This window comes from Vibrio sp. 10N.261.51.F12, from assembly GCF_041471725.1.
Taxonomy (GTDB): domain Bacteria; phylum Pseudomonadota; class Gammaproteobacteria; order Enterobacterales; family Vibrionaceae; genus Vibrio.
Map to the genome: position 1 here is coordinate 332309 of NZ_JBFROV010000016.1, position 14299 is coordinate 346607.

Below are 14299 nucleotides of genomic sequence, written 5' to 3' on the forward strand. Positions count from 1 at the left end.
TAAATTACGAGTATGCATGTGTTCTGATATTTACTACAGAAAGTACAATTATTGGGAGGCAGCTAATAAATGTTATTTTTGTATGGCTGTTTTATTATTTTATTTGTTGGATTTCATATGGCTCAGTGTGTATTTATTTGTTGTGTGAATGACTTCTATTTTTCATGTGCAAATTAGTTGACATGTTTGTTCGAGGTATCCAATAATTTCTATGCTGATTATTAATGGACGCTTAAGGTCATGGATAAACTAAAATAATAACAAGGATGAAGATGATGTCATTGGAAAGCTTAATTGTTAGAAAGAAAAAGAAACGAAAGTTCTATAGTAAAAAACAAGAACAAAGCAGTTGCATGAATTTCAAAAAAGGGCGTCCCGAGAGCGCACACAAAGTGGACAATGGTGACAGTATCACTGCCAGCCAGATGACGCCTTATGGTGATGACCATCAAGTGATCTAAGAATGTTAACGTGTTTAAGGTGACGGCTTTTCGGTCAGTTCTTTTTTATTTACAGCATAATACGATAGAATTTAGCTTACCCGATAACGCAATGAGACAAGCCCATGCTTAATTATATTGAACCTGTATTTCGGCCGCCTTCAGAGTGGAAATCACTGATACTGCAAGTGACCAACGGATGCAGTCATAATCAATGTACTTTTTGTGATATGTATACTCAGCCACAGAAAAAATTCAGGCCAAAAAAACTGGAAGAGATAGAACAAGAGCTGCAAGTCATCGCCAATTCGGGTGCGCGGGTTCACCGAGTCTTTCTAGCCGATGGTGACGCCATGACTTTGCCTTTTCATCGTTTACAGTCGATCTGTGCGCTTATTAACCAGTACTTGCCCCATGTTCAGCGTATCTCCAGTTATTGTTTACCACGTAATTTAACCAACAAAACGGCCGAGCAATTGACCGAACTACGCAACTTAGGCCTAAGCCTGATGTACATTGGTTGCGAAAGTGGTGACGATGAAGTACTAGCGAAGATAAAGAAAGGGGAAACGTTTGAATCTTCGTTAGCGGCACTTAACAAAATCAAAGCGGCTGGAATGAAAAGCTCGGTGATGATCCTTAATGGTTTAGGGGGCCCTTTATTGAGCGAACAACATGCGCTTAACTCAGCCAAACTGATGAACGCCGCTCAGCCTGATTACCTTTCAACCTTAGTCGTGTCTTTTCCACTTGGTGAAGAGCGAGTTGCGGCTGGATTTAATGGTGAGTTTCGACCGTTAACACAACCAGAATTGTTTACCGAGATTCGGTGTTTATTAGACAATCTAGAGTTAGAGAAGACGATTTTTCGATCTGATCACGCGTCAAATTATCTGGTATTAAGAGGCATATTAGGGCGTGATAAAGCGACGTTATTGCAAAAAGTCGACCTCGCCATTCACCAACCCAATAAGATTCCATTACGGCAGGAATGGCAACGAGGTTTGTAAATTCGAAGGTAGGTTACTCGTTCACTTTTTGATTTTACACAGCCCGCTTATAGCGGGCTGTGTTGTAGTCTTGTGCATGATTTTAAATTAACTGATTGATTAGCATGACTTTATAGTGTTGTTTATAGAATCTGCCTAAATAATTAGACAAGATGATTTTGTAAAATTGACACTGTGAAAATTCCGTTGTGAAATTTTTGTTAAAAACGCGCTATTCTGTTTAACAAGCAATGACAAAGACCAAACCGACAAGCGTTGACGGGATTTGCTTACATTGTTATCCATTAGCTTTGAAGGAATAGACTATGAATATGCAGACATTCGATAAAACTGAACAACACAACGCACTTAATTTTATCGCAGAAGCCGTGTTTGCCGTGGAAATGGTCAAATCCGATGAGCTGACGCAAAAGCAAGAGAAAGCAAAGCAACTATTGGATACTTTATTCCCGTTAGACAATGGCTCTCACGAAGACGTTGTAAGCTACGAAATTGACTATCGACATATACAAGCTTATTTCAAAAATGGACAGCACAGTGGTTTGAAACATGCCAAAGGCTTTGTGGCGTATACGGGTGACAAATGTTCGCCGGACTCTATTCTACTTCGTGATGAAAGTGGTACTCACGTTGAAGTGACACTGGGTCGCCGCAAGGGAACAGGATGTCTTGAGCTGGTCGCTATTGATGATATTCAACTTGAAACTTGCACGACGTTTGGACAAGTGGAAACGCACACTGGGACTGGGCTCCGCCATTGGGTAAGCTTAGTTAAGGGAGATGAAAAATGTCGCCCGAAAGCGAGCAATGAAGACAAAGAATACACGGCAAAAAATGGCGATGACTATACATTAGGGTTTGCGTTTGCCTTTTAATCTAACCGAGTAATATTGTTAAGTCGTTTATCACATCGTTAAAATGAGCCAGAGAATTATTTTCTTTGGCTCATTTTTTATGGGGGCTACACATAGGTAATTATTCGATTGAGTTAGGCTAGCACCGAGTACATTACTTCTCGTTAAATAGATAAATAGATAAATAGATAAACAGACAAAATAAGCCACATGTTAAGTTTTTTCCGTTAAGACATTAAATGTGGCAGTTGGTGAGTGAAAAACAACCTCACTATTGATGCTTTGTTATGTTTCTATTTTACTGTCTCTACTTAACTCATTGATTTTAAGTTATTTAAAATCACGATCGGTCATCACTATGCTACTTGCCAAAACGTTTAAATTTCATTCTATTTTAAAAGTGAGGGGATCAAAAGTAGCCGGTATGGTTACTACTAACTTTGATGAGGCCGAAATGTATAGCGGATTCAGTACATCGACACACACGGTCATCTTCATGTATTCTCGCACTTCATATGAACACCGCACTTGCCCCTCTTATTAATAGGCCATCACACAGGAACTTATGACGTGACCGAATATGTAATCATTGATATACCTTTTGAATCGCGATATCGGTGTTGGTTCTGTGGCGAGCCAAGCAATGGAACCTTGCGGTGCCTTCTAGCCTCGTATGCTCCTCAAAGAGAAGGAATTGAGCTGCCAGTTTGTACCGAGTGTGCTTCTTTTGCTGATAAAAAAACGTCGAAGACTATTTGGCCACTTCGTTTACACATTAAAAACCGTCTTCTTAATCGGTATGCCAAACATCTGGGTATTGGTGTGACTTGGACTAAGGAAGAATTAGAGCAATCGCAGCTGGAAGGGGCGATTTTTGAAGGTTTTAGGGCAAGTGCTTGGAAAATGTATGAAATTGCTCGAGAGCGGGTCGATTTTCAAGGGTGGCCTTTAATGGTTGATGGTGCAGCCGTTGAATCATTTGATGACACTTTCTATTTTGAATTTCTTGGTACGAGATTTCTGAGCGTCACGTCAGCAATGGAATTTTATGTGAAGTCTGAAGGACTAGATGAGTTATTACTGTCAGGGCTGCTCAGTGCTCTTGGCAAAGAGCAATTTGAACACTGCCTAAGAATCGCCCGGGTAAACCCTAACCCAAGCAGAGCCGTTCGAAGTCGATTACTGGATGAGGTTGAACAGCAGATCAAGGAACGCAACGCGATGACCAGCCTATCCAATTCGACGATCAATGCGATTGATGTACAGGCAATCAAACCGGTTCAAGTGAACCAGCTCAATGTTGAACCGGAAGCCATCGCATGGGTGATGAATAAAGGGATCGCGACGCTTGCAGTATTAATGCAATTCGAAGACCGTTTTTTCGAAGAACATGAACATCTCGGTGGGCCTAGAGCATTTCAGCTCTACAATGGGATTCAATGGTATTTGGAAGCTCGTGAAGATCATGAGTGGGGAAGTAAAGATCCCAATGAACCACTTTGGTTGCAATTAAAAAGACGCGTCGCGTTTTAGTCGCGTGACGCTCTAATTCTAGTCGCTTGATGATTTAACAAGCGGTCGGTTTCTATAGGTAACAAAAACGACATTATGTTCGCCTCTGTAATGACATCATAGGTGACGCTGTCACTGGTTGCTTTGTTGGATGTACCCGTTTAATTATCATCGAACCAAACAGTTCGATTGGAAATGTGGGTTTTTCATGCAGTTTTTAGCAATGTTAAGGTTTGATCATTTTTAGGTGGTTCACGAATATCAAGCCGAAGGACATGAAAATACAGATTGATTAATTTCAAAAGCGTTTCTAGACAAAAGCTATCCTTAATCAGCAACAAAAACATTCAATAATTCGTCATTCCTTTGCAGAAAGGAATCTACCGACAGCGCGTTGTGAGCTTATTTGGGTGTCATTTATTTCTATTTAAGTGAGCCACACGCTGATGAAGATCCTCATTTGCATGAGGATGACGGCCTAATTGGGGTGGTTTGAAGAGCGATAAGTTAGGCATTCATTGTTCAGAAACCAGTCAGCTTAGTCTTCGTAGCGCAGAATGAGTTTGGTACGTGGCTGCTGCAACACATTCAATAATTCGTCATTCCTTTGAAGAAAGGAATCTACCGGCAGCGCGTTGTGAGCTTATTTGGGTGTCATTTATTTCTATTTAAGTGAGCCACACGCTGATGAAGGTCCTCATTTGCATGAGGATGACGGCCTAATTGGAGTGGTTTGAAGAGCGATAAGTTAGGTATTCATTGTCCAGAAACCAGTCAGCTTAGTCTTCGTGGCGCAGAATGAGTTTGGTACGTGGTTGCTGCAACACATCCAATAATTCGTCATTCCTTTGTAGAAAGGAATCTACCGACAGCGCGTTGTGAGCTTATTTGGGTGTCATTTATTTCTATTTAAGTGAGCCACACGCTGATGAAGATCCTCATTTGCATGAGGATGACGGCCTAATTGGGGTGGTTTGAAGAGCGATAAGTTAGGTATTCATTGTCCAGAAACCAGTCAGCTTAGTCTTCGTGGCGCAGAATGAGTTTGGTACGTGGTTGCTGCAACACATCCAATAATTCGTCATTCCTCTGAAGAAAGGAATCTACCGACAGCGCGTTGTGAGCTTATTTGGGTGTCATTTATTTCTATTTAAGTGAGCCACACGCTGATGAAGATCCTCATTTGCAGAGGATGACGGCCTAATTGGGGTGGTTTGAAGAGCGATAAGTTAGGCATTCATTGTCCAGAAACCAGTCAGCTCACTCTTCGTAGCGCAGAATGAGTTTGGTACGTGGCTGCTGCAACACATCCAATAATTCGTCATTCCTTTGAAGAAAGGAATCTAAACCTGCACAGCGACGCAACGGTTCTTTATGGTGATGACGTCAGCGTTGTTTTATTACTTAAAGTAATACTTGTGAGCCGCAAGGAGGCCGATAAGTGCGGCATTGTAATCAATGGCAAACTCGTTCACTGCGTAAGACTTTTCACTGTCAACATAACTGAGCATTCCCATGTCCTTAGGAGCAACGCCAGCTTGCCCCTTGATGTTAGGCCCTCCGACTAAAAAGCCGGGTAAACTGACTCCGGTACCGATCCGATATAAGTGGTGTAAATTGCGAACGGAATGGGTACCAAAATGCGTCACAAAACTCATATTGAACGCGTTGGCTCCGAGGAGATAATCGATCTGAGTTTGTATTAACCAGCGATACTTTGTTGTGTTAGAGATCATATCACTCCAAGCCAATACGATGCCAATCTCTGCCACCATCTTATTGGAGCCCCAAATAAATTTTTGATTGCCTACAAAAAATGGCGACTGCTCGGCGAGTCCAGCATAACGAGCCGCGAGGGCGTTGAGATCGTCTTTCATTAGTTGAGTCAATGGCGTATCTGTCTCGAGCATCATGTGCCAGATGCCCATAATGGCCGGGTTCTTCCATTCAAAAAAATCAAACATCGAGATATCACTGCCTATCAGTTCACGATATTGCGTGTCGAAGTAGTCAAAGAATACGTCTTCATTAGTGGCTAAATATAGCTCTGCTGCTGCCCACATTCGGTCATCAACATCCGTAGCGAGTGACTCTTCCATGTCATGCTCATTACGAATATAAGGGCCCGAACCACTGTCATCGGCTTTGGTCCAGTCGGTGTATTGTGTAGGCTGTGTTTCTAGATAATCCCAGGCAGCCTCAGCAGAGGCTAGCCATCGAGCTGCTAAGTCTGCATCAAAGGGTTTATAAATTCTTGCTGCGAAAGCCATGGTAGCGGCATACTTTGCGGTGTCAGGGGTGCTCACGCCAAAGATGTAGCGAGTTTGGGTATCAAGCCAAGGTGGAATTTTTGCAGGCCATGCACTTCCTGATAACTTGCGATAGACCGCACCATCTCGGCGTTGCATTTTTTCCATCCACAGTAAGCCAACTTTGGCTTCGTCGAGGATCGTAGGGAATTGATTGTCGTTATTCGCATCAAACAACGTCGGTGATTGGCGATAGGCTTCGAGTAGTCTTGCGATGGTGATGGTGGCCGTAGAAATGTATTTTCCAAAATCGCCTGCATCGTACCAACCGCCTGAGGCATCGATGTATGTCCCAGCTTTGTTAATCGTATCGTCTCTAAAAATAATGCCATCTTGGGTGTGACTTGGCGGGCGGGCCATGCCCGTGATTGGGGAATACACTGCTTCGCCAGATCGTTGCAGGTACAGTGCATGAATTAACCCATCGGTCAGGTTTTCATACACGTCAGGACGTATTTCAAAGGGAACGGACTTATGTTCGCCAGAACGAAAATAATACCAGCCAACATTTGATGCGTTTGAAAAGTCAGCGACATGTATTGTCTGACCATCGGGAAGTTGGTTGTTATAGGTGAGCGAAAAGCGAGCGATCTCGATGTTCTCAGGCATGGCGATTAAGGCGACATCTTTTTGTTCCGGCGAAATGACATACACTTTTTTATCGGCCTGCGGCATATACCCAAGCTGGTTTAACACAAGGCTATTAGCGTGGACGCCAGTACCAAATATTACTAATAACAAGACAATATATTTACTCATAGCGACCCCAAATGAATGTTTCAACCCAGTGTAAGCTGGGTACGACAACCTTTCATTCATACTAGGATCGTAATAGTGAGTTTCCAGTAAATACAGTCAATTAGAATGCAATCTTGTGTCAGTGCGCTATTGGCGGTCATTTCGCTTCACTGCTGACTCGCCATTGTACGTTTGTGATTAATTTTACTCTAATGTCTTTTCTTTTCCATATTGAAAAGGTCAAGTATTTTGCTGTTGTTATTGCTGTTGTTATTGCTGTTGTTATTGCTGTTGTTATTGCTGTTGTTATTGTTGAATATCGATGCAGTTGACCGCTGATTCAATTAAACGCTTCTTATAGTTTTCGACATCTTCTCCTTGCTGCATTGATTCGATGAACGCAAAGTTCATACGTATGTGCTCACCATGTTCGGTGGTCATTAAGCGAATATGAGCTTGTGTCACGGCCTGTCCAGAGGTGTTTGGGTTTTGGTCTATTTTAATTTGAGCAGGGATACCATTGATCGTCGCATTTTTTATAGATTTAACGCCTGCAACATCAAAGTTAGCGGCAACTGTCTGAGGACCATCATATGCGGCATTGGATGGGGCGGTTACCTTCACTTCCTGTCCGTTTAAATGCTGATATGTGCGTTGGTTTGCTTGATAGCCGTCTGAAAGAGTCGTGTTACAGGTTTGTGATGATGTAAAGTCTCCCAAGAATGGGATGGCAGTGGTGGTTGTGTTGAGCGCTTGGAAATTATTGTTTAGGTCAACTGCTGTCAATACATCACCAGATTTAAAAGTGACGAGTTCCCCAGCATTCGCCAAACTTACACTTAAGATTGATACTGCGATAATTGATTTAATCAGGTTCATAGTAGTTGCCCTTGTTCTATTTTAGTTTCATCTAATACAATTATGGAGAATTTCTTGGTTGGTGTAGTGGGGGGAGTAGTGCCACTACCGCCATCGCCACCACCACCGCAGCCACTAATTATCGAAATCAAAATTAGAAGGCTTATACCTCTATTCATGTTAATCACCTCGCCATTAATAACTTGTTACGTTTTGTTGGCTGAATAATAACCAATGAGATGGTTGGCGCATAAATACAATCTATTCGTTTTTTGTATATATTGAATTTGATTAGGCGAGTGTTTTTATGTAGGGGGTGAGCTAGTCAGGTCTATTTTTTCTAGGCGATGAGTCACCTTACGTCGTTACAGAACCCAAACTGAAATAGGGTCAATGGCGATGGTAAGACACCATCGTCATTGATTGTTGGGAGTTGTTCTTTGAAATGATTTATTGAGGCGACCGACTGGTGAATGAGATATCTTTATCATGTCCAGACCCTATCATCACCGCTTCAAAAATTGGGTCAGATGCGTTGTTGGGGTTGGACCAACGAATGAAGAAATTGGCGCCGGCACCACCTTTAACCTCACGTTTTTCGACCAGGTATTCGGCGCTAGACATGGCGTTAAGCTCATATCCTTCCGAGATAAATTGTCTGATAATCTCGCCATTGGTGTTGTAATAATCGATGCTATGTATGTTTATCTTGTGGGTAGGATCGGTATTTCGAATGACGAGTGTAGACTCTAATAAAACGGGTTTGCCCCCATCCGTATAAATATGCGAATAGACAGGAACATAGGCATTGACTGTCTCGTTGCTAGCGGTGGCGATTGAGGCTCTTTCAATTTGTTGTGCTTGATGACTGAGCTTCTCTTCAATGTTGTCCACTGACTTGACGAGGTTGCCGAGGTAGATGGCTAACCCGATCACTAAAATGGTGGAGAGAATGGCGATGAATTGGCTCACACCTTGTCTTAAGTTCATGATAATACCGTTAAAATAAAAGACCGATACCTTATGGTAACGGTCTCCTAATTTTATTGTCATACCTCACGTCAACTCTGTGGTGCTCGAACCATTTAAAATTGTTAGCGAGTATGTAGAGCCGGGTTGTTTCTGTTATGCGCTAAGAGATCTGAGCAACATAAACGACTGATTGACATGTTGCTCTGTGACAACAAAACCGAGTAATTTGTCGTCTTGATCTAGGGCTTTTGCAACGATTCCGTTTGAGTTGCTATCAAGCTGAACATTCATCTCCCAGCGCGCAATGCGTTCGCCTGAAGTGATCCCCCCCAGTTGTATTGGGTAGCTAGGTGTTTTTACCTTCACCATCATATTAGGCAGTGTGACCGGAGTAGGTTGCCCAAGTAACGTTTTTGCCAAGGCATTGGCACTAATGAGTGTGGGTTGCAAATAGGCTCTTATTTGCCCATCAAACTCGGCGCAGTCGCCCAGAGCGTATACATCAACATGAGATGTCGCCATCGTCGCATCTACACAGATCCCCCTGTTGACTGTGATACCCGCTTGTAGTGCTAAGGCCGTATTGGCTTTTAACCCCGCACACACCATGATTTCGTCGAGGTTGAATGTTTCAGTATTACTGAGCGTGACCTGCTTACTTCCATTAGGGTTATGGGTGAGTTGTTGTACAGTGCAACCCGTACGGATGGTAACGCCAGCGGCAGCAAGTTGTTGCGCGAGCTTAAATGACACATAGTCGGGCAGTTGATTGGCCATGAGCGCGGCGGCTGGATCGACAATCGTGACTTCTTTTCCTGCATGAGCGAGGTCAAGTGCGACCTCAACACCGACTAAGCCACCACCAATGACCAAGAGGCGTTGTGCCGAGGCGACGCGGTCTTTGCATTGAGTAAACTCAGCGAGGCTATTGAGTGTAAGCAATGAAGATGAGGCATCGCCATGCATAGGAGGAATAAACGGGCTCGCTCCAGTTGCCAGCACTAATTTCGAGTAATAGAGAGTTTGATTACCCGCTTGAATCGAGTGATCCGCGACATCTATTGCACTTACTGATGTGTGGCTAATGACTTGAATATTGAGTTGCTTTGCCAACGTTTCACTAGGAGTGACGATCAGATCGTCAACAGATTGCTGTTTAGAAAACACATGACTCAGATCCGGCTTATTGTAATCATGGCCATCGTCACGGGTAACCACGTATATGGCGGTGTCGTTATCTTGGCGACGAATTGCTTTCACGAGTTGGTAAGCGGCAAAGCCGCTCCCAACAATGACAATTGGGTGTGTCATTATGCCGCGTCCTCTTTGTTGTGAGGAACAAACACATCCTTTCCTAAATGGCATTCAGGGCATAGGAAATAATCCGGTACTTCTGACCATGGCGTTTGGGGTTCAACACCTTGATTAGGCTCACCAATCTCTGGGTCATAAACCCAGTTACAGACAGTACATAGCATGCACTGGCAGTCGTTTTCATGCGGTTGAGTGTTATTGCCCTCAAATAAGGCTGAGGTAGGCTGTGGCGCTGGTGACACAGAGGCAGTGGATGTGCATTCGGTAGTAAATGCCTCTTCACTGGCTACATTGTCTGAGACTACGTTTTCCTTAGCCGATTGATTTGCTTGAATTGGTTCAACATTATGGGTGTGAAGAGCCCACAATTTTGCGATTCTCTGACCATGTTCACGGCAAGCTCGCATCGCTTTACCATCAGGGCGCCACTTGGTTTTTAGGCTTTCCGTTGTTTCAAAACCAGCATCGGTCAAGCGTGAGTGAATGCGGTCAACGGCGCCGCCATTCCATCCGTAACTGCCAAACGCGCCTGCTTTTTTCTCTTTGAAGCGAAGACCAGTAATCTCTTCCAACATGCCAGCAATCTTCGGCATCATGACATTATTCATGGTTGATGAGCCCACGAGTACGCCTTTAGAACGGAAGACATTAGCTAAGATCTCATTCTTATCTTGGCGTGAAACATTAAAGACTTTTACCGCGACACCTGGATCCACATCATGAACGCCCTGTGCGATGGCATCGGCCATCATGCGGGTATTGTTCGACATCGTATCGTAGAAAATGGTGATACGATCTTCTTGGTAGTTATCGGCCCATTCAAGATACTTCTCAATGATCTGAATCGGATTATCACGCCATACAATGCCATGAGCGGTGGCGATCATATCAACAGGTACATTGAAGCTCAGGACTTCTTTGATCTTTGCAATGACCAAGCTACTGAATGGGGTCAGGATATTGGAATAGTATCGGAGGCACTGGTCCATCAACTCGGTTTGGTCCACTTCATCATTGAACAAGCGTTCGTCACAGTAGTGTTGACCAAAAGCATCATTACTGAAGAGAACGGCGTCTCCTGTGAGGTAGGTCATCATACTGTCTGGCCAGTGCAGCATAGGTGCTTCAATAAAGATCAGCTGTTTGCCATTGCCAACATCGAGAGTATCCCCCGTTTTAACAGTATTGAAGTTCCATTCTGGATGGTGATGGTGACCGACGATGGAGTCAATGGCGGCTTCAGTACAATAGATCGGTGTGTTGGGAATTTTTTCAAGTAGCGCGGAAAGTGCTCCGGAGTGGTCTTCTTCAGCATGATTGATGACAATATAATCAATGGTATTAAGGTCAATTTCCATTTCTAGGTTTTGAAGAAATTGATGGCTAAAGCGATGATCGACCGTATCGATCAGGACGGTTTTTTCTTCACGAATGAGATAGCTGTTATAGCTGGTTCCCTTGGTCATTTTGTATTCTGTGCCGTGGAAATCTTGTACTTCCCAGTCGCGTTGACCTACCCAGTGAATGTTGTTCTTTACATGAATTGTCATAGTACGGCCTACTCTATAGTGTGCGCTCAATGAGCGTAAATTAATTGGGTGAACTGATACCCCTATAGCAGGTTGCATGCCAATAAATGGAATTGATTTAACTAACTGTTTTTATTGAACTAATAACAAGGTTAATATGTGATTTTATCTTTTTGACAAAACTGGTTTTATTATCGAATGGATAATTTATTATCATTTTGATTGGATGAAGGTGAAAAAATGCCCCACAATAGTGAGGCAATTTGTATTCGACGTCGTGTTATCTTGCGACTATTTCGTGTTAAACATCTTTTCGTCACGCTTGTCTTTATCGGACCAAAAATTAATATTGAACTGTGCGTTGTCACTCATCTCGATACGGTGCCAATATTGAGGTGGACTGGTCGCAAACTGCCCAGCCTCAATGACAACTTTGACCTCAGGTGTGGTCGCATCTGCATCAGCGAAGCCAAAGTAGGTGACGGTACCTTCCATGACACACAATTGGCCGAATACATCCTCTGCCGTATTGTGATGAGTAAGTAGGGCGGCAGGGACAGATTCGGTCGTAAAAAACGGTGTTGAGCGTTGTATCGTCCAGTTTTTAGGGATGCGTAGATGGCTCATGGTATTTCTCCAATAATTATAAGATATTGATTTTAATTGTTTAAATTTCTTTGAATAAGTAATTAACGAAGCTCAATCAGTGCTATTTACCGATTGTTTTTATGAGTGACCTTGTGATTGAATAGACAAGAAAGAGACGTAAGTAACGCTTTCATAGCTAAGTAGCACGCAGAGTGTCGTGCGCAATACGTTGAATTTAGATGGCACTGATATTCTTCCTGATAGCTCTCTGCGGTTCGGTTCTCTAGATACAGTTGATACATATGGGGCCTCTGCGTGTGTAGGGTTATTATGATGTAAGACACTGATATATTTTCTAGTATTGCGTCTTATTCTCATCTTGGTTTCGTTTAATATTGCAGATTCAATGCCAACTTTATTTGTTGTGAAATATCAGTTAGATAATAAAATCAGTGCTATTTTTATATCTATTTGATAATGAACTTGGTTATCATTACTACAATGAAATTATCATTTAGATAAGAATGCTACTTAGGTAGGTAAGTCGATTGACATCAGGAGGGGGAGCATCGTGCAATACAGTAGTGAATGGCTGCAAGTCACCTTAGACATTACATCGGGCATCTCGGAACAAGACCGTTTCGAACGTCTACTCGAAACTATTCGCACAATGTTGCAATGTGATGCCTCGGCACTGCTGCTGTATAAAGATCAGAACTTTATTCCATTAGCAACCAGTGGCCTTAGTAGCGATGTACTGGGACGCCGTTTTGCCATAGAACATCATCCTAGGTTTGAAGCGATTGCACGCGCAGGTGATATTGTTCGTTTCCCGCCTGATAGCGAACTTCCAGACCCGTATGATGGCTTAATTCCAAATCATGATGGCAATCTTGAGGTCCACGCTTGTGTTGGGTTGCCCTTGATGCATGATGAGCGATTGATTGGTGCCGTGACGATTGATGCCTTCGAGCCCCGTCAGTTTGACCAGTTTGGTGAGAACCATCTGCGTTTAATCAGTGCGTTGGCGTCCAATAGTTTGCATATGGCGTTATTGGTTGAAAAGCTTGAAGCACAGTCGGGAATTAAGGCTAATCAATCTCAACCACGACGTTTTAGTTCTGAAAAACAAGACATCATTGGTCAGTCTTCAAGTATGTCGGCATTAAAATCGCACATATCGGCCGTCGCTGAAACCGATTTATCGGTATTGATCATGGGCGAGACGGGTGTAGGTAAAGAGCTGGTGGCACAGTCTATTTTTGCTCAATCAAAGCGAAGTGAAGAGGCGTTTGTGTATCTAAACTGCGCTGCGCTTCCGGAGTCTGTGGCAGAAAGTGAGCTGTTTGGTCACATCAAAGGAGCATTTACAGGCGCCATCAGTAACCGAAAAGGCAAGTTTGAGTTGGCGAACAAAGGCACATTATTCTTAGATGAGATCGGTGAGCTGTCCCTAGGGTTGCAGGCTAAATTACTGCGAGCACTGCAATATGGTGATATTCAGCGAGTAGGGGAAGATCGCAACATAAAAGTTGATGTACGGATTATTGCAGCGACAAATCGAGTCATACACGAGGAAGTAAAAGAAGGCCGTTTTAGAGCGGATTTATACCACCGATTGAGTGTGTTCCCTGTGTTTGTGCCACCACTTCGAGAGCGAGACAGGGACGTTATCTTGTTGGCAGGCTTCTTTGCCGAGCGCAGTCAGCATTTGCTCAACGCCGCCAGTATCCAACTCGACAGCAGCTTATTGCCACTATTGCAGCGTCACCCTTGGCAAGGGAATGTGCGAGAGTTAGAGCATGCAATCAGTCGTGCCGCGGTGATAGCGAAAGCTGAAACGAATGACGCCCATCTAGTGCTAAAACCGCATCATTTTCTGCTGTCTGGCGAGCAACATGGCGTTGAAACGGGTAAGACGGACAATATGGATAGCAACGCGAGTGATTCAATTGAGATGACTGAGTTTAGTCATTTGACGCTCAAAGAAGCGTCAGAAGCGTTCCAACTTCAGTTTGTTCAAAAAGCGTATCAAGACAATGAGCAAAAGTTATCAGCGACGGCAAAACAACTGGGGATCTACCCAGCGAACCTGCATCGCCTATTGAAAAAATTAAATTTGAAGTAGCGTGTGATCTTCAGCGTTGATGTTTTTGCTTACCCGCTTACCCGCTT

11 protein-coding genes are annotated in these 14299 nt (G+C 43.4%); 5 read left to right on the top strand and 6 right to left on the bottom strand.

The window, feature by feature from the left end; all coding sequences use genetic code 11:
- The first annotated feature begins 272 nt into the window (after positions 1–272).
- The 4 genes from AB4405_RS11770 (at position 273) to AB4405_RS11785 (ending at position 3837) form a co-directional block, all read left to right on the top strand.
- The gene (locus tag AB4405_RS11770) at positions 273–461 is read left to right on the top strand and encodes a hypothetical protein (protein WP_372060913.1); all 189 of its coding nucleotides are present in this window, start codon (positions 273–275) and stop codon (positions 459–461) included.
- A 104-nt stretch (positions 462–565) separates the two neighbouring features.
- Positions 566–1450 (top strand): radical SAM protein, encoded by an 885-nt coding sequence (locus tag AB4405_RS11775; RefSeq protein ID WP_372060914.1) that lies wholly within the window; start codon positions 566–568, stop codon positions 1448–1450.
- 305 nt (positions 1451–1755) lie between these two features.
- Complete coding sequence (locus tag AB4405_RS11780; protein ID WP_372060916.1) at positions 1756–2325, top strand: hypothetical protein; 570 nt, start codon at positions 1756–1758, stop codon at positions 2323–2325.
- A gap of 549 nt (positions 2326–2874) precedes the next feature.
- Positions 2875–3837 (top strand): hypothetical protein, encoded by a 963-nt coding sequence (locus tag AB4405_RS11785; protein WP_372060917.1) that lies wholly within the window; start codon positions 2875–2877, stop codon positions 3835–3837.
- Between the two features lie 1379 nt (positions 3838–5216).
- On the opposite strand, the gene AB4405_RS11790 is transcribed toward AB4405_RS11785, so the two are convergent.
- The 6 genes from AB4405_RS11790 to AB4405_RS11815 form a co-directional block, all read right to left on the bottom strand.
- Positions 5217–6884, bottom strand: a complete 1668-nt coding sequence (locus tag AB4405_RS11790; RefSeq protein ID WP_372060919.1) for a glycoside hydrolase family 9 protein — start codon at positions 6882–6884, stop codon at positions 5217–5219.
- A 285-nt stretch (positions 6885–7169) separates the two neighbouring features.
- Complete coding sequence (locus tag AB4405_RS11795) at positions 7170–7742, bottom strand: hypothetical protein (protein WP_372060920.1); 573 nt, start codon at positions 7740–7742, stop codon at positions 7170–7172.
- A 429-nt stretch (positions 7743–8171) separates the two neighbouring features.
- On the bottom strand, positions 8172–8711 hold the full coding sequence (locus AB4405_RS11800; RefSeq protein ID WP_102471457.1) for a DUF3124 domain-containing protein: 540 nt from the start codon (positions 8709–8711) through the stop codon (positions 8172–8174).
- Positions 8712–8846: 135 nt separating this feature from the next.
- The gene (gene norW, locus AB4405_RS11805; RefSeq protein ID WP_372060921.1) at positions 8847–10004 is read right to left on the bottom strand and encodes an NADH:flavorubredoxin reductase NorW; all 1158 of its coding nucleotides are present in this window, start codon (positions 10002–10004) and stop codon (positions 8847–8849) included.
- The gene (gene norV, locus AB4405_RS11810; protein WP_372060922.1) at positions 10004–11557 is read right to left on the bottom strand and encodes an anaerobic nitric oxide reductase flavorubredoxin; all 1554 of its coding nucleotides are present in this window, start codon (positions 11555–11557) and stop codon (positions 10004–10006) included. Before norV ends, norW begins: the two co-directional genes overlap by 1 nt.
- Before the next feature lie 270 nt (positions 11558–11827).
- Positions 11828–12163, bottom strand: coding sequence for a DUF1971 domain-containing protein (locus AB4405_RS11815; RefSeq protein ID WP_102471460.1), 336 nt, complete (start codon positions 12161–12163; stop codon positions 11828–11830).
- A gap of 529 nt (positions 12164–12692) precedes the next feature.
- Between AB4405_RS11815 and norR the strand changes: the two genes are divergently transcribed.
- Positions 12693–14252, top strand: coding sequence for a nitric oxide reductase transcriptional regulator NorR (norR, locus tag AB4405_RS11820; protein WP_372060980.1), 1560 nt, complete (start codon positions 12693–12695; stop codon positions 14250–14252).
- Positions 14253–14299 lie beyond the last annotated feature (47 nt).

What these genes read in the sequence shown, in the direction of transcription:
- norV (WP_372060922.1), bottom strand. Translation starts at nt 11,557, where the DNA reads ATGACAATTCATGTAAAGAACAACATTCACTGGGTAGGTCAACGCGAC.
- AB4405_RS11790 (WP_372060919.1), bottom strand. Translation starts at nt 6,884, where the DNA reads ATGAGTAAATATATTGTCTTGTTATTAGTAATATTTGGTACTGGCGTC.
- AB4405_RS11775 (WP_372060914.1), top strand. Translation starts at nt 566, where the DNA reads ATGCTTAATTATATTGAACCTGTATTTCGGCCGCCTTCAGAGTGGAAA.
- AB4405_RS11795 (WP_372060920.1), bottom strand. Translation starts at nt 7,742, where the DNA reads ATGAACCTGATTAAATCAATTATCGCAGTATCAATCTTAAGTGTAAGT.
- norW (WP_372060921.1), bottom strand. Translation starts at nt 10,004, where the DNA reads ATGACACACCCAATTGTCATTGTTGGGAGCGGCTTTGCCGCTTACCAA.
- AB4405_RS11770 (WP_372060913.1), top strand. Translation starts at nt 273, where the DNA reads ATGATGTCATTGGAAAGCTTAATTGTTAGAAAGAAAAAGAAACGAAAG.
- AB4405_RS11800 (WP_102471457.1), bottom strand. Translation starts at nt 8,711, where the DNA reads ATGAACTTAAGACAAGGTGTGAGCCAATTCATCGCCATTCTCTCCACC.
- AB4405_RS11780 (WP_372060916.1), top strand. Translation starts at nt 1,756, where the DNA reads ATGAATATGCAGACATTCGATAAAACTGAACAACACAACGCACTTAAT.
- AB4405_RS11815 (WP_102471460.1), bottom strand. Translation starts at nt 12,163, where the DNA reads ATGAGCCATCTACGCATCCCTAAAAACTGGACGATACAACGCTCAACA.